Here is a 14,990-nt window from a genome sequence, read left to right on the forward strand (position 1 = left end):
TTGTGTTGGGTAACATCTGCGCCCACTTTGACCGACGAGGTACAGCATGCGTCGCCCTATGGTAGCTGGTAACTGGAAGATGCACGGTACCCGCGCCAGCGTCGCTGAGCTGATCAACGGCCTTCGTCATCTGGCCTTGCCAAGCGGTGTTGATGTCGCGGTATTCCCGCCTTGCCTGCATATCAATCAAGTGATTGATGGCTTGAAAGGAAAGTCGATTTCGGTCGGCGCGCAGAACTCTGCGGTGGAGTCGATGCAAGGTGCGCTGACAGGTGAAATTGCACCGAGTCAGTTGGTGGATGCAGGATGTTCCCTGGTGCTTGTAGGGCACTCCGAACGCCGCCAGATCATGGGCGAGCGAGACGGGATGCTGAATCGCAAGTTCGCAGCGGCGCAGGCATGTGGCTTGATTCCGGTGTTGTGTGTGGGGGAGACCCTGGAGCAGCGTGAAGCCGGAAAAACTCTTGAAGTTGTCGGGCGTCAGCTGGGCAGCATTATTGAGGAGTTGGGCGTTGGTGCCTTTGCCAATGCAGTGATCGCATACGAGCCGGTCTGGGCCATTGGCACCGGGCTGACTGCAACGCCGCAACAGGCTCAGGATGTGCATAAGGCCATTCGTGAGCAGTTGGCGGCAGAGAATTCTGAAGTCGCACGAGGCGTGCGGCTTCTATACGGCGGCAGCGTGAAGGCGGCCAATGCGGTCGAACTGTTCGGCATGCCGGATATCGATGGGGGGCTCATTGGTGGAGCTTCCCTGAATGCAGATGAGTTCGGTGCGATTTGTCGCGCCGCGGGAAACTGAAAAAATGCTGGAAACAGTCGTAGTCGTTTTTCATCTGCTGGGTGCATTGGGCGTAGTTGCTCTGGTTTTGCTGCAGCAGGGTAAAGGTGCGGATGCTGGCGCGTCTTTCGGAGCAGGTGCTTCAAATACTGTGTTCGGAAGCCAAGGTTCCTCTACCTTTCTTAGTAAGTTTACTGCTATACTTGCCGCCGGTTTCTTCATAACCAGCTTGGGGTTAGGATACTTTGCTAAAGAGAAAGCTCATCAGCTGACTCAGGCAGGTTTGCCAAACCCGGCAGTGTTGGAAGTTCCAAAGCAACAACCGGCTTCTGATGATGTCCCGGTGCTTCAAGAGCAAAAGTCGGCTACTCCAGCGACTGACGTACCTCCAGCTCAAGAGCAGAAGTAAGAAGGGTTTCAAACGTAGTTTTGCCGAGGTGGTGGAATTGGTAGACACGCAACCTTGAGGTGGTTGTGCCCATAGGGTGTAGGGGTTCGAGTCCCCTTCTCGGTACCAATTAGTCAGGAGAGCCCGCTGTTGCGGGCTTTCTTGCAGGTGGAAGGTTACATTGACCCTTTCAGGGATCGGTCGTATACTTCCGCCCCAGCTTTGTCGCGGGGTGGAGCAGTCTGGTAGCTCGTCGGGCTCATAACCCGAAGGTCGTCGGTTCAAATCCGGCCCCCGCAACCAGTTTAAGGAGCCCCTTTTAAGGGGCTTTTTGTTAGCTGGACACTTTCAACGCCGCTGTTCGACGGCGTTTCAAGGATGGGCGTTTCGCCCATTTTTTTATTTTGCAAAGCATGCACATACATGCACGAGGGGGTTCAGGTGTCGAGCAAGCTAGAAGAGTTGCAGGCCTTGTTGGCCCCGGTGGTCGTGGCCCTGGGCTATGAATGCTGGGGTATTGAGTTTTCGGCTCAAGGTCGCCACTCAATGTTGCGCGTTTATATCGATAAGGAAGGCGGCGTGCTGGTGGACGATTGCGCCATCGTCAGCCGTCAGATCAGCGGTGTGCTGGATGTTGAAGATCCGATATCCGTTGAATACACCCTTGAAGTTTCCTCGCCAGGCATGGAACGCCCACTGTTCACTCTTGAGCAGTTTGCCAAATATGTCGGTGAACAAGTGAAGATCAAGCTGCGCTCGCCTTTTGAAGGACGACGCAACTTTCAGGGCCTTCTGCGCGGTGTAGAAGAACAGGATGTCGTGGTGCAGGTAGATGACCATGAGTTCCTGTTGCCGATCGATATGATCGACAAGGCCAACATTATTCCCAGTTTTGACTGAGACGCGGATCCCGCGGATCCAATGGCTTGCGAAAGGCGAGGCGTACGATGAGCAAAGAAGTACTGCTGGTTGTTGAGTCGGTATCCAATGAAAAGGGCGTACCGGCAAGCGTAATTTTTGAAGCGCTGGAGCTGGCTCTGGCCACTGCTACCAAAAAGCGTTTTGAAGACGAAGTTGATCTGCGTGTGGAAATCAATCGCCACACCGGTTCTTACGAAACTTTCCGTCGCTGGACGGTCGTCGAAGAGAATGATCTCGATGATCCGGCCATTGAAACCTGGCCAAGCAAGGTTGCCGAAACGCATCCTGGCGCCAAGGTTGGTGACGTCGTTGAAGAAAAGATCGAATCCATCGAGTTCGGCCGCATCGCTGCGCAGACCGCCAAGCAGGTCATCGTGCAGAAAGTGCGCGAAGCCGAGCGCGCTCAAGTGGTTGACGCCTATCGCGAGCGCCTGGGAGAAATCATCTCCGGCACCGTGAAGAAAGTGACCCGCGACAACGTGATCGTCGACCTGGGTAATAACGCCGAGGCGTTGCTGGCCCGTGAAGACATCATTTCTCGCGAAACCTTCCGTGTTGGCGTGCGTCTGCGTGCGCTGCTCAAGGAAATCCGCACCGAGAACCGTGGCCCTCAGCTGATCCTGTCGCGTACCGCGCCGGAAATGCTGATCGAGCTGTTCCGTATCGAAGTGCCGGAAATCGCTGAAGGCCTCATCGAAGTCATGGCCGCTTCCCGTGATCCGGGTTCGCGGGCCAAGATTGCCGTCCGTTCCAAGGACAAACGCATCGACCCGCAGGGCGCGTGCATCGGTATGCGCGGTTCGCGCGTCCAGGCCGTGTCGGGCGAGTTGGGTGGCGAGCGTGTCGATATCGTCCTGTGGGACGACAACCCGGCGCAGTTCGTGATCAATGCCATGTCGCCGGCAGAAGTGGCGGCCATCATCGTTGACGAAGATGCCCACGCCATGGACATCGCCGTTGGCGCAGACAATCTGGCTCAGGCCATCGGTCGTGGTGGTCAGAACGTGCGTCTGGCGAGCCAGCTGACTGGCTGGACCCTGAACGTGATGACCGAATCGGACATCCAGGCTAAGCAACAAGCGGAAACCGGCGACATCCTGCGCAACTTCATCGACGAGCTGGAAGTCGACGAAGAGCTGGCTCAGGTGCTGGTAGACGAAGGCTTCACCAGCCTGGAAGAGATTGCCTACGTACCGTTGGAAGAAATGCTCAACATCGACGGCTTTGACGAGGAGATCGTCAACGAGCTTCGCGCTCGTGCCAAGGATCGCTTGTTGACCAAAGCCATCGCTACTGAGGAAAAGCTGGCAGACGCCCATCCGGCCGAAGACCTGCTCTCGCTTGAGGGTATGGACAAGGATTTGGCGATGGAACTGGCGGTGCGCGGCGTAATTACCCGCGAAGACCTGGCCGAGCAGTCTATTGACGACCTGCTCGACATCGACGGCATTGACGATGATCGTGCCGGCAAGTTGATCATGGCCGCCCGAGCCCACTGGTTCGAGTAATTAGGCGCGGCCTGAGGAGAGAAATGCATGACGCAAGTCACGGTGAAACAACTGGCCGATGAGGTCAAAACACCGGTAGAGCGCCTGTTGCAGCAGATGCGTGAGGCAGGTCTGCCGCACACCGCCGCCGAAGAACATGTGACTGACAGTGAGAAGCAATCCCTGCTGACTCACTTGAAGAGCAGCCACAAGGCGAAAGTGGAAGAACCACGCAAGATCACGCTGCAGCGTAAAACCACCAGCACCCTGCGTGTGGCTGGCAGCAAAAGCATCAGCGTTGAAGTCCGCAAGAAGAAAGTTTTCGTACAGCGTAGCCCGGAAGAAATCGAAGCCGAGCGCAAGCGTGAACTGGATGAGCGTCGCGCAGTAGAGAATGCTGCCCGTCAAAAGGCTGAAGAAGAAGCCCGTGTTCGCGCTGAAGAAGAAGCGCGTCGCCAGCCTGCTGCACCGACCGCTTCTGCCGAGCCTGTTGCTGCGCCTGCGCCAGCCGCTGAACCTGTGCGCGAAGCTGCGCCGGTTGTGGCTGCTGCGCCCGCTGCCGACACTCGCAAGCGTGACGAACAGCGCCGTCCGGACAAACCACGTGCCGACGATAACAACCGTCGTGGGGGTGGTGATGGCGAGCGCAAGAATGCTCCGCATCGCGCTTCGGTCAAGGAAAAGGCACCGGCTCCACGTGTGGCGCCACGCACCACCGACGAAGAAAGCGATGGCTTCCGTCGCGGCGGTCGCGGCAAGGCCAAGCTGAAGAAACGCAACGCCCACGGTTTCCAGAGCCCGACCGGCCCTGTCGTGCGTGAAGTGAAGATCGGCGAAACCATCACTGTTGGCGATCTCGCTCAGCAGATGTCGGTGAAGGCTGCTGAAATCATCAAGTTCATGTTCAAACTGGGTACTCCAGCGACCATCAACCAGGTGCTTGATCAGGAAACTGCTCAGCTGGTAGCCGAAGAACTGGGCCACAAAGTGACCCTGGTCAGCGACACTGCCCTTGAAGATTCCCTGGCCGAGTCCCTGAAGTTTGAAGGTGAAGCGGTTCCTCGTGCGCCGGTCGTGACCGTAATGGGTCACGTTGACCACGGCAAGACCTCGCTGCTCGACTACATCCGTCGTGCCAAAGTTGCTGCTGGCGAAGCCGGCGGTATCACCCAGCACATCGGTGCTTACCACGTTGAAACCGAACGCGGCATGGTCACCTTCCTCGACACCCCGGGTCACGCCGCGTTTACCGCAATGCGTGCCCGTGGTGCCAAGGCGACCGACATCGTGATCCTGGTGGTTGCGGCGGACGACGGCGTGATGCCACAAACCATCGAAGCTGTTCAGCATGCTCAGGCGGCTGGCGTTCCTCTGGTGGTTGCGGTGAACAAGATCGACAAGCCGGGTGCTGATCTCGATCGCATCCGCAGCGAACTGTCGGCTCACGGTGTGACCTCCGAAGAGTGGGGTGGCGACACTCCATTCGTTCCGGTCTCGGCGAAGATGGGTACCGGCGTCGACGAACTGCTTGAAGCTGTTCTGCTGCAAGCCGAAGTTCTCGAACTGACTGCCACTCCATCGGCCCCTGGCCGTGGTGTCGTGGTTGAATCGCGTCTGGACAAGGGCCGTGGCCCGGTAGCGACTGTTCTGGTTCAGGACGGTACGCTGCGTCAAGGCGACATGGTGCTGGTCGGCTCGAACTACGGCCGTGTACGCGCCATGCTCGACGAGAACGGCAAGCCGATCAAGGAAGCGGGCCCGGCCATTCCGGTCGAGATCCTCGGCCTGGACGGTACGCCTGACGCTGGCGACGAGATGAGCGTGGTTGCCGACGAGAAGAAAGCCCGTGAAGTGGCTCTGTTCCGTCAAGGCAAGTTCCGCGAAGTCAAACTGGCTCGCGCTCACGCCGGCAAGCTGGAAAACATCTTCGAAAGCATGGGTCAGGAAGAGAAGAAGACGCTCAACATCGTCCTCAAATCCGACGTCCGTGGCTCGCTGGAAGCTTTGCAGGGTGCTCTGAACGGCCTGGGCAACGACGAAGTGCAAGTGCGTGTGGTCGGTGGCGGTGTCGGTGGTATCACCGAATCCGACGCCAACCTGGCACTGGCTTCCAACGCTGTACTGTTCGGCTTCAACGTGCGTGCCGATGCCGGCGCACGGAAGATCGTCGAGCAGGAAGGTCTGGACATGCGTTACTACAACGTAATCTACGACATCATCGAAGACGTCAAGAAAGCCCTGACCGGTATGCTTGGCAGCGATGTTCGCGAGAACATCCTCGGTGTGGCCGAAGTACGTGACGTGTTCCGTTCGCCTAAGTTCGGCGCTATCGCCGGCTGCATGGTGATCGAGGGTACCGTTCACCGTAACCGTCCGATCCGCGTACTGCGTGAAGACATCGTTATCTTCGAAGGCGAGCTGGAATCCTTGCGTCGCTTCAAGGATGACGCTTCCGAAGTGCGTGCCGGCATGGAATGCGGTATTGGCGTGAAGAGCTACAACGACGTCAAAGTCGGTGACAAGATCGAAGTCTTCGAGAAGGTTCAGGTTGCTCGCAGCCTCTGACTCGTGCACTTCAAGGGCCACGTCGGGCCGCCGCATGAAAATGCGCGGCACGGCGTCAGGACTCTAAACGCAACGCCCGGTCTGGCTTTTTGTCAGGCCGGGCGTTTGCCGCTTTCAGACCTTGCGGGTTTCACCGCGGGGCAGTAACAGGTAACAAATCATGGCAAAAGAATACAGCCGTACCCAACGAATCGGCGATCAGATGCAGCGTGAGCTGGCCCAACTGATCCGTCGTGAAGTCAAAGATCCGCGTGTCGGCCTGGTCACCATTACCGCTGTTGATGTCAGCCGTGACGTTGGTCACGCGAAGATCTTCATCACCGTGATGGGGCAGGACAACGCCGAAGACATCGCGCAAAGCATCAAGGTGCTCAATGCTGCCGCCGGTTTCCTGCGCATGCAGCTGGCTCGTGAAATGAAGCTGCGCAGCGTGCCTCAATTGCACTTCCACTACGACGAAAGTGTCGCCCGTGGCGCGCACCTGTCGGCTCTGATCGAGCGAGCGGTGGCCGAAGACAGTCAGCACGAAACTGCTGCACCCGAAGACACCAAGGAGTAACTCGGTGGCTCAGGTCAAACGTATCCGTCGTAACGTCAGTGGCATCATCCTGCTCGACAAGCCGCTGGGGTTTACCTCCAACGCCGCGTTGCAGAAGGTTCGCTGGCTGCTCAACGCCGAGAAGGCCGGTCACACCGGCAGTCTCGACCCACTGGCTACCGGCGTGTTGCCGCTGTGCTTTGGCGAGGCGACCAAGTTCTCGCAGTATCTGCTTGATTCCGACAAGGGTTACGAAACCCTGGCGCAACTGGGCAAGACCACCACCACGGCAGACGCCGAAGGCGAGGTTTTGCAGGAGCGTCCGGTGACCGTTGGTCAGGCCGACATTGAAGCGGTCCTGCCGAAATTTCGCGGTCAAATCAGTCAGATACCGCCGATGTACTCCGCTCTCAAGCGTGATGGCCAGCCGCTGTACAAGCTGGCCCGTGCAGGCGAAGTAGTGGAGCGCGAACCGCGTTCTGTTACTATTGCGCGCTTGGAATTGCTGGCCTTCGAAGGCGATACTGCGCGTCTGGCGGTGGATTGCAGCAAGGGCACCTATATTCGTACCCTGGTGGAGGATATCGGTGAGCAACTCGGTTGTGGTGCATACGTCGCTGAATTGCGCCGTACCCAGGCCGGGCCTTTCACCCTGGCGCAGACCGTGACCCTCGAAGAGCTTGAAGCGGTACATGCCGAAGGCGGCAACGAAGCGGTCGACCGCTTCCTGATGCCATCGGACAGCGGCCTGCAGGATTGGCCACTGCTGCAGTTCTCGGAAGCGAGCGCGTTCTACTGGCTCAACGGCCAGCCGGTACGTGCCCCGGATGCTCCGAAGTTCGGCATGGTGCGGGTACAGGATCATAACGGTCGCTTCATCGGTATCGGTGAAGTGAGCGAAGACGGGCGGATCGCGCCGCGTCGACTGATTCGGTCAGAATGACCGAACGAGTGTGGCTGTTAACAGGCACGGTCACTACTCATTTATAGATACAGGGATTTGTCCCTGGCCTGTTGAAACCGTTTCTGAAACGGTTTCCTGATAAAAGGATTGCCTCATGGCTCTCGACGTTCAAGAAAAAGCCCAAATCGTAGCTGACTACCAGCAAGCTGTTGGTGACACTGGTTCGCCAGAAGTGCAAGTTGCACTGCTGACCGCCAACATCAACAAACTGCAAGGTCACTTCAAGGCCAACGGTAAAGACCACCACTCCCGTCGTGGTCTGATCCGCATGGTTAACCAGCGTCGCAAGCTGCTGGACTACCTGAAAGGCAAGGACCTGAGCCGTTACAGCGCTCTGATCGCTCGCCTGGGTCTGCGTCGCTAATCAGCGATTGCGCTAGAGGTTGGTTGTCTGTCTTGCGTCAACGGGATTCCCGCTGGCGCATGGCAGGCTCCCAGCCTCAAGTTTTATCTGAACTACCGTTTTACCCGGACAATCAGCGGGCCGATTCCCGACGTTGCCCAAGAATTTCGCAAGAAACCAGTTCCCCCAAGAGCCACAAAGAAGGTAGGACACCGTGAACCCGGTAATCAAAAAATTCCAGTTCGGTCAGTCGACCGTTACCCTCGAGACTGGCCGTATCGCCCGTCAGGCCTCCGGCGCAGTATTGGTCACCGTTGACGACGACGTCAGCGTGTTGGTGACCGTAGTCGGTGCCAAGCAAGCCGATCCGGGCAAGGGCTTCTTCCCTCTGTCCGTTCATTACCAGGAAAAGACTTACGCTGCCGGCAAGATCCCTGGCGGTTTCTTCAAGCGTGAAGGCCGTCCTTCCGAGAAAGAAACCCTGACTTCCCGACTGATCGACCGTCCGATCCGTCCGCTGTTCCCTGAAGGCTTCATGAACGAAGTGCAGGTTGTCTGCACCGTGGTTTCCACCAGCAAGAAGACCGATCCGGACATCGCTGCGATGATCGGTACCTCGGCTGCCCTGGCGATCTCCGGCATTCCGTTCGACGGCCCGATCGGCGCCGCTCGCGTTGCTTTCCACGAAAGCACCGGTTACCTGCTGAACCCGACTTACGAGCAGCAAGCTGCCTCGAGCCTGGACATGGTCGTTGCCGGTACTTCGGACGCTGTACTGATGGTTGAATCGGAAGCCAAAGAGCTGACCGAAGATCAGATGCTGGGCGCGGTACTGTTTGCTCACGACGAGTTCCAGGTCGTGATCAACGCTGTAAAAGAACTGGCTGCCGAAGCTGCCAAGCCAACCTGGACCTGGGCACCGGCTCCAGAGGCCACCGAGCTGCTGGCCGCTATCCGCTCCGAGTTCGGCGAAGCGATCTCCCAGGCTTACACCATCACCATCAAGGCCGACCGTTATGCGCGTCTGGGCGAGCTGCGTGACCAGGTCGTTGCCAAGCTGTCCGGTGAAGAAGGCCAGCCTTCGGCTTCCGACGTCAAAGCCGCTTTCGGCGAAATCGAATACCGCACCGTTCGCGAAAACATCGTTAACGGCAAGCCACGTATCGACGGTCGTGACACCCGCACCGTACGTCCGCTGAACATCGAAGTCGGCGTTCTGCCGAAGACTCACGGTTCGGCACTGTTCACCCGTGGCGAAACCCAGGCTCTGGTGGTCGCGACGCTGGGCACCGCCCGTGACGCACAACTGCTGGACACTCTGGAAGGCGAGAAGAAAGACCCGTTCATGCTGCACTACAACTTCCCTCCGTTCTCGGTGGGCGAGTGTGGTCGCATGGGGGGCGCCGGTCGTCGCGAAATCGGTCACGGCCGTCTGGCCCGTCGCTCGGTTTCGGCCATGCTGCCAGCCGCTGACGTATTCCCGTACACCATCCGTGTGGTATCGGAAATCACCGAATCCAACGGTTCGAGCTCGATGGCTTCCGTTTGTGGTGCTTCCCTGGCCCTGATGGACGCCGGCGTTCCGATGAAGGCACCGGTTGCCGGTATCGCCATGGGTCTGGTTAAAGAAGGCGAGAAATTCGCTGTTCTGACCGACATCCTGGGTGACGAAGACCACCTGGGCGACATGGACTTCAAAGTGGCCGGTACCGCCAAAGGTGTGACCGCGCTGCAGATGGACATCAAGATCAAGGGCATCACCGAAGAGATCATGGAAATCGCTCTGGGCCAAGCCCTGGAAGCGCGCCTGAACATCCTCGGTCAGATGAACCAGATCATCGGCCAGTCGCGTACCGAACTGTCGGCCAACGCTCCGACCATGATCGCGATGAAGATCGACACCGACAAGATCCGTGACGTTATCGGTAAAGGTGGCGCGACCATCCGTGCGATCTGCGAAGAGACCAAGGCTTCGATCGACATCGAAGACGACGGCTCGATCAAGATCTTCGGCGAAACCAAGGAAGCGGCTGAAGCAGCACGTCAGCGCGTTCTGGGTATCACCGCAGAAGCCGAGATCGGCAAGATCTACGTCGGCAAGGTTGAGCGCATCGTCGACTTCGGCGCATTCGTCAACATCCTGCCAGGCAAGGATGGTCTGGTTCACATCTCGATGCTGAGCGACGCTCGCGTTGAGAAAGTGACCGACATCCTGAAAGAAGGCCAGGAAGTGGAAGTGCTGGTACTGGACGTGGACAACCGCGGCCGTATCAAACTGTCCATCAAAGACGTGGCAGCGGCCAAGGCTTCGGGCGTTTAATCACCCCATAGCTTTAGCGCAATGAAAATGCCCCGCCGTGAAAACGGCGGGGCATTTTTTTGTCCGTGAAATATCGAGTCATTCGGCGAAGTTGCCGACCTGCAAGACCAGTGCTAGGTTTAGCCCACCGCCCGTGTAGCTCAGTCGGTAGAGCAGCGCACTCGTAACGCGAAGGTCGCAGGTTCGATTCCTGTCTCGGGCACCACTTCCCCTTATTTCACCTTGCGGCTCAACTCCTCGACGGTCCGCTTGAGCTGATCCATCGCGCGATCCTGATCGTTGAGCTTCTGCTTCAGGCTGGAGATTTCGCTGTTGCTTGAGCTGGAGCTGGAGCCACTGTTGCGCTTGAGGTCTTCGACCTGACGGCCGAGCGTATCGAGCTGGCGCTCCTGTTCCTTGACCTTGCTCTTCAGATCATCAATCTCTCTGCCGCTGGAACTCGACCTGGAACCGCTGCTGCGTTTGAGCTCTTCGATCTGACGCGACTGATCGTTGACGGTGTCGCGCATCTTTTTCAGTTCATCGACACCGATACCGCTCTTGATTACCACGTCTTTGCCGAAATCGTTGTGAATAGCGGAGATCTCGTCGCCATAGGAAGGGCTGCTGCCACTGAGTTCAACTGCCATTGCACTGGTCAGAGGGGCGAGGGTGCCCAAGAGGACAGTCAAAGCGGTGGCGGACACAACAGAAGAAATCTTCGAAAAGCTGCGCATCACTGGGTTTCCTTGTGAACAGCGAAGGTGAGTGCCGATGTGGCACATGGCTATGACTTGGAAAGGCGATTTATGTTCCCCCGGTCAACTTTTTGTGGGAGAGATGTAAAGACCCGTGTAATTCGCTCGCCAAACGTCCTATATTCGCTGTCTGCATGAGCATCGCCCAGCAGTTTTCAGATGATCCCGAATGGTTCCGAAGGCCGGACAATCCGCGTCAGAGAGATCCTTGATGATCCACATCCATCTTCCATTCTTACGATCAGCGAGAACGCCATGACCGAGTTAACTCAAGAGCAACGCCACGAACAAGCGCTGGAAAAGTACAAGCTTGATGCGCCTGAGCTGATGGACGAGATCAAGGATCTCAGTCCCGATGATCAGAAGGACCAGATTCAGTGGGCGTTCGAAGACGAAGCCGAAGCCCAGGGCCTGCAACCTTGGGAGTTGACCCTCAAGTACACCAGCACGCCTGAGGAGTTCGAGGCCAAACGCCTGGAACTGCACAAGGAAGCGGCCGAAGTGTTGGGCGTCGAGTGGGATGAATATTGCGAGATGAACAATCTGGTGGTCTGAAACAAAAACGCCAGCCTCGAAAGGGCTGGCGTTTTTTATTGCGCGCTCGAATCAGAGGCTCAGGCGCATCGACAGGTCGACGGCCTTCACGTCCTTGGTCATCGCACCTATCGAGATGTAATCCACCCCGGTCTGTGCAATCGGCAACAGCGTGCTTTCGTTGATGCCGCCGCTGGCTTCCAGTTTCGCCTTGCCGCCGTTCAGGCGCACGGCTTCGCGCATGTCGTCCAGGCTCAGTTCGTCGAGCATGATGATGTCGGCGCCGGCCGCCAGGGCCTCCTTCAACTCTTCCAGGCTTTCCACTTCGACTTCCACCGGTTTGCCCGGTGCGATCTTGTGCGCTGCCGCAATGGCCTGAGGAATTCCGCCGCTGGCGGCGATGTGGTTTTCCTTGATCAGGAACGCGTCATAGAGACCGATGCGATGGTTATGGCAACCGCCGCAAGTCACCGCGTATTTCTGTGCCAGACGCAGACCCGGCAGGGTCTTGCGGGTATCGAGCAGTTTCACCCCGGTTTCGCCCACGAAGTCAGCAAGGTATTGCGCGCGGGTGGCCACACCGGACAGCAATTGCAGGAAGTTCAGAGCGCTGCGTTCACCGGTCAGCAGCGAGCGGGCCGGGCCTTCCAGGTGAAACAACGGCTGATTGGGCGAAACCCGTTCGCCATCGCGCACCTGCCAGTGCACCGCGACTCGCGGATCGAGCTGACGGAACACCGTATCGACCCAGGCTGTCCCGCAGATCACGGCGGCGTCACGGGTGATGATGGTGGCTTTGGCCAGGCGTTCGGCCGGGATCAATTGCGCGGTGATGTCGCCGCTGCCGATGTCTTCGAGCAACGCACGGCGCACATTGGCTTCGATTTCGGCGGTCAAATCGGCGAGACGTAGATTCGGCATAACGGGCTCCACAAACTAAGTGGCCCGATTATAGGGGTATGGCACGGGCCAACCCAAGGCGAGAACCGCGTGGCTGCCTGCATCTGGTCGATTCCATGGAGCGAAAGCCGTTGGGCGGCGGTCACTCAAGGGTGCGCCCGTCTAGGGGAAACCCTGACGCCTCTGGCGCCGGAGACAACTTTTGCAAGATAATCCGCCTTGCATTTGACGCCATGTCTTTGACGTCGGCAAATCACCGTTTCAGGAGGCTTGGATGCACAACGACGGGAACGTAGTGCCTTTGCACAAGGCTGCTACCGATCAGGCGAACCACTCGCCGCTCGCCCGCCTGCCTGTGATTCTGCTTCAGGTTCGCGACAAGGCTGCACAACGCCTGCGCAACGGCCTGCAGGAACTGTTCGATAACGCCGACGACACTCTGTTCGAAATGGCCGACCGGGCGCGCAACGACGTCGAGCAGAACATCTTTTTCGAAGCCATGCGCGACCTGCGCCTCAAGCGCAAGAACATCGAGCGCGGCTTTCTCGAGCAATACTTCGAGGCCTTTGTCGGTCTCATTCAATCGGATCCTGCCCAAAACGTCGTTTCGCATGCATTGCAGTACGAAGACGCCACGCCGCGTACCGACGACATGGAGCGCAACGTAGCCATCGAGACCATGGTGGGTCGGGTGCTCAACCGCGACGGTCTTGCACTCGATCAGTTGACCGCTCGGCTCAATGCATTGCTGGGTAAATCCCTCGATGATCGCCACAACCCGCTGGGGCCGGCGATGCTCTGTGAGTATTTCCTCCAGGCCGGGCGCAATCTGGGGGTGGAGATCAAGGTCAAGCTGATTCTGCTCAAACTGTTCGAGCGCTATGTACTGGCTGATACCGCTCAGTTGTTCGCCGAAGCCAATCAACTGCTGGTGGCTACCGGTGTGTTGCCCGAACTGAAACCGGCCCCTTCGCGCCGGGTCGGGGATCATGCTGTGGCCAGCGTGGACGGCGAGTTTGACGATCTCGATCAGGCGCCAGCGGACGCCGGTGTACAGGAGGTTTTTGCCGCACTTCAGGAACTGTTGTCACACCTGCGCGGCAGTGTGGCGCCGACTCTGGAGCCCAGCGCGGCGACCCTGCCGATTTCCACCCGCGATCTGTTGCGCCTGCTGTCGCACTTGCAGCAATACGTGCCGGCGCTGGCGGGGCAGGAAGACTTCGACCTGCGCAACCAGCTTGAACAACTGCTGACCCGGGTCAGTGTGAAAAGCGGCAAATCCCGGGTCGTCGGAGAGGCCGACGAGGATGTGATCAACCTCGTCGCCATGGTCTTCGACTGCATTCTCGACGATCGCAATCTGCCGGACTCCCTCAAGGCGTTGATCGCCCGGCTGCAGATTCCCATGTTGAAAGTCGCAGTGATCGACAAGAGCTTTTTCAGCCGCAGCAGTCATCCGGCACGCCGCCTGCTCAATGAAATCGCCGAAGCGGCCATGGGCTGGGGCGAGTGCGACGGCGATGCACGGGGCAGCCTGTACTTGCGGATCGAGCAAGTGGTACAGCGGCTGCTGACGGATTTCGTTGATGACCCGGCGATCTTCTCCGAACTGCTGGCGGACTTCCTAACGTTCACCAGCGATGAACGTCGCCGCAGTGAACTGCTTGAGCAACGCCTGCGCGACGCTGAAGAGGGTCGGGCGAAAACCGAGCTGGCGCGTGTCTGCGTCGAACAAGCGATGACCCGGGCGCTGCTGGGCAAAGTCCTGCCACCGTCGGTGGTAGCCTTCGTGCAGACTGCCTGGAGCAAAGTGTTGCTGCTGACCTGTCTCAAGCACGGCGATCAGTCCGCCGAATGGCAGGCCGATGTGCAGACCATGGAACAATTGATCTGGAGTGTGCAGCGTCACGCCGAGGCTGACGCGGGCCTGCGCTTGCTGACGCTGGTGCCGGGGTTGCTCAAATCGTTGCGTGACGGGTTGAGCAGCTCGGCCTTCGACCCGTTTGCCACCAGCGAGTTTTTCAGTGAGCTGGAGGGGCTGCATGTGCGCTTGCTCGAAACGCCGGCAGTGGATCAGTGCGAATTGCCACCGATGATCGAGGTTTCCCGGGCCATCGTTTTGCAGACCGCTGACGAGGCCGCCCTCACCCTGACCCCGGAGCGCTTGCCGGCCGACGACGCGAGCCTGCGCCAGGTCGATCAGCTGCGTCTGGGCAGCTGGGTGGCGTTCGAGGAGGATGACGAGCACGTCTTGCGCTGCAAACTGGCGGCGATCGTTCAGGCCACTGGCAAGTACGTATTCGTCGATCGCACCGGGATGAAGGTCCAGGAGCGCAACCGGCTCGCCCTGGCCATGGAGTTCCGCCGGGGCACGGTGCGGGCTCTGGACGATACCTTGCTGTTCGACCGCGCGCTGGAGTCGGTGCTCGGCAATCTGCGACGGCTCAATAACGGCAAGTGATCGCGCGTCGGGGGTCGATCGCGGCATACTGGGCGCCAACACAGTCGGCGT

Annotated in this window: 13 protein-coding genes and 3 tRNA genes; 14 read left to right on the top strand and 2 right to left on the bottom strand. The window is 58.6% G+C overall.

Annotation, left to right across the window (positions count from 1 at the left end; all coding sequences use genetic code 11):
- Positions 1-46 precede the first annotated feature (46 nt).
- The 12 genes from tpiA to C6Y56_RS03965 all read left to right on the top strand — a co-directional run bounded on the left by tpiA (position 47) and on the right by C6Y56_RS03965 (position 10,512).
- Positions 47-802: a triose-phosphate isomerase gene (tpiA, locus tag C6Y56_RS03910; protein WP_003221542.1), complete on the top strand. Its 756-nt coding sequence runs from the start codon at positions 47-49 to the stop codon at positions 800-802.
- A 4-nt stretch (positions 803-806) separates the two neighbouring features.
- Positions 807-1,190, top strand: a complete 384-nt coding sequence (secG, locus tag C6Y56_RS03915; protein ID WP_011332406.1) for a preprotein translocase subunit SecG — start codon at positions 807-809, stop codon at positions 1,188-1,190.
- Positions 1,191-1,212: 22 nt separating this feature from the next.
- Positions 1,213-1,298, top strand: a tRNA-Leu gene (locus C6Y56_RS03920).
- Positions 1,299-1,395: 97 nt separating this feature from the next.
- A tRNA-Met gene (locus C6Y56_RS03925) sits at positions 1,396-1,472 on the top strand.
- 138 nt (positions 1,473-1,610) lie between these two features.
- Positions 1,611-2,069 carry a ribosome maturation factor RimP gene (rimP, locus tag C6Y56_RS03930; RefSeq protein WP_039769696.1) on the top strand — a complete coding sequence of 153 codons (459 nt, stop codon included), beginning with the start codon at positions 1,611-1,613 and terminating at the stop codon, positions 2,067-2,069.
- 47 nt (positions 2,070-2,116) lie between these two features.
- A complete protein-coding gene (nusA, locus tag C6Y56_RS03935) occupies positions 2,117-3,598 on the top strand; it encodes a transcription termination factor NusA (protein ID WP_169428808.1) in 1,482 nt (493 codons plus the stop codon).
- A 27-nt stretch (positions 3,599-3,625) separates the two neighbouring features.
- Positions 3,626-6,142 carry a translation initiation factor IF-2 gene (gene infB, locus C6Y56_RS03940; RefSeq protein ID WP_169428809.1) on the top strand — a complete coding sequence of 839 codons (2,517 nt, stop codon included), beginning with the start codon at positions 3,626-3,628 and terminating at the stop codon, positions 6,140-6,142.
- A gap of 160 nt (positions 6,143-6,302) precedes the next feature.
- Positions 6,303-6,701, top strand: a complete 399-nt coding sequence (gene rbfA, locus C6Y56_RS03945) for a 30S ribosome-binding factor RbfA (RefSeq protein WP_085698395.1) — start codon at positions 6,303-6,305, stop codon at positions 6,699-6,701.
- Between the two features lie 4 nt (positions 6,702-6,705).
- Positions 6,706-7,623: a tRNA pseudouridine(55) synthase TruB gene (gene truB, locus C6Y56_RS03950; protein WP_007953739.1), complete on the top strand. Its 918-nt coding sequence runs from the start codon at positions 6,706-6,708 to the stop codon at positions 7,621-7,623.
- Positions 7,624-7,738: 115 nt separating this feature from the next.
- Entirely contained in the window at positions 7,739-8,008 is a 270-nt protein-coding gene (gene rpsO / locus C6Y56_RS03955) for a 30S ribosomal protein S15 (RefSeq protein ID WP_085698397.1), read from the top strand.
- A 193-nt stretch (positions 8,009-8,201) separates the two neighbouring features.
- Positions 8,202-10,307: a polyribonucleotide nucleotidyltransferase gene (gene pnp / locus C6Y56_RS03960; RefSeq protein ID WP_007953735.1), complete on the top strand. Its 2,106-nt coding sequence runs from the start codon at positions 8,202-8,204 to the stop codon at positions 10,305-10,307.
- Between the two features lie 129 nt (positions 10,308-10,436).
- Positions 10,437-10,512 (top strand) — tRNA-Thr (locus tag C6Y56_RS03965).
- 7 nt (positions 10,513-10,519) lie between these two features.
- On the opposite strand, the gene C6Y56_RS03970 is transcribed toward C6Y56_RS03965, so the two are convergent.
- On the bottom strand, positions 10,520-11,023 hold the full coding sequence (locus C6Y56_RS03970; protein ID WP_169428810.1) for a hypothetical protein: 504 nt from the start codon (positions 11,021-11,023) through the stop codon (positions 10,520-10,522).
- Between the two features lie 276 nt (positions 11,024-11,299).
- Here C6Y56_RS03970 and C6Y56_RS03975 point away from each other — a divergent pair, with 276 nt between their 5' ends.
- Positions 11,300-11,599, top strand: coding sequence for a DUF6388 family protein (locus tag C6Y56_RS03975; protein WP_085685841.1), 300 nt, complete (start codon positions 11,300-11,302; stop codon positions 11,597-11,599).
- 51 nt (positions 11,600-11,650) lie between these two features.
- Here C6Y56_RS03975 and nadC read toward each other — a convergent pair whose 3' ends face one another.
- Complete coding sequence (gene nadC, locus C6Y56_RS03980; protein WP_169428811.1) at positions 11,651-12,499, bottom strand: carboxylating nicotinate-nucleotide diphosphorylase; 849 nt, start codon at positions 12,497-12,499, stop codon at positions 11,651-11,653.
- Between the two features lie 253 nt (positions 12,500-12,752).
- On the opposite strand from nadC, the gene C6Y56_RS03985 reads away from it, so the two are divergent.
- Positions 12,753-14,939: a DUF1631 domain-containing protein gene (locus C6Y56_RS03985; protein ID WP_169428812.1), complete on the top strand. Its 2,187-nt coding sequence runs from the start codon at positions 12,753-12,755 to the stop codon at positions 14,937-14,939.
- The last annotated feature ends 51 nt before the right edge of the window (positions 14,940-14,990 follow it).

Origin of the sequence: Pseudomonas fluorescens, from assembly GCF_012974785.1 — a bacterium.
Taxonomy (GTDB): Bacteria; Pseudomonadota; Gammaproteobacteria; order Pseudomonadales; family Pseudomonadaceae; genus Aquipseudomonas; species Aquipseudomonas fluorescens_BT.

What these genes read in the sequence shown, in the direction of transcription:
- tpiA (WP_003221542.1), top strand. Translation starts at nt 47, where the DNA reads ATGCGTCGCCCTATGGTAGCTGGTAACTGGAAGATGCACGGTACCCGC.
- C6Y56_RS03970 (WP_169428810.1), bottom strand. Translation starts at nt 11,023, where the DNA reads ATGCGCAGCTTTTCGAAGATTTCTTCTGTTGTGTCCGCCACCGCTTTG.
- C6Y56_RS03975 (WP_085685841.1), top strand. Translation starts at nt 11,300, where the DNA reads ATGACCGAGTTAACTCAAGAGCAACGCCACGAACAAGCGCTGGAAAAG.
- C6Y56_RS03985 (WP_169428812.1), top strand. Translation starts at nt 12,753, where the DNA reads ATGCACAACGACGGGAACGTAGTGCCTTTGCACAAGGCTGCTACCGAT.
- infB (WP_169428809.1), top strand. Translation starts at nt 3,626, where the DNA reads ATGACGCAAGTCACGGTGAAACAACTGGCCGATGAGGTCAAAACACCG.
- rbfA (WP_085698395.1), top strand. Translation starts at nt 6,303, where the DNA reads ATGGCAAAAGAATACAGCCGTACCCAACGAATCGGCGATCAGATGCAG.
- nusA (WP_169428808.1), top strand. Translation starts at nt 2,117, where the DNA reads ATGAGCAAAGAAGTACTGCTGGTTGTTGAGTCGGTATCCAATGAAAAG.
- rpsO (WP_085698397.1), top strand. Translation starts at nt 7,739, where the DNA reads ATGGCTCTCGACGTTCAAGAAAAAGCCCAAATCGTAGCTGACTACCAG.
- nadC (WP_169428811.1), bottom strand. Translation starts at nt 12,499, where the DNA reads ATGCCGAATCTACGTCTCGCCGATTTGACCGCCGAAATCGAAGCCAAT.
- secG (WP_011332406.1), top strand. Translation starts at nt 807, where the DNA reads ATGCTGGAAACAGTCGTAGTCGTTTTTCATCTGCTGGGTGCATTGGGC.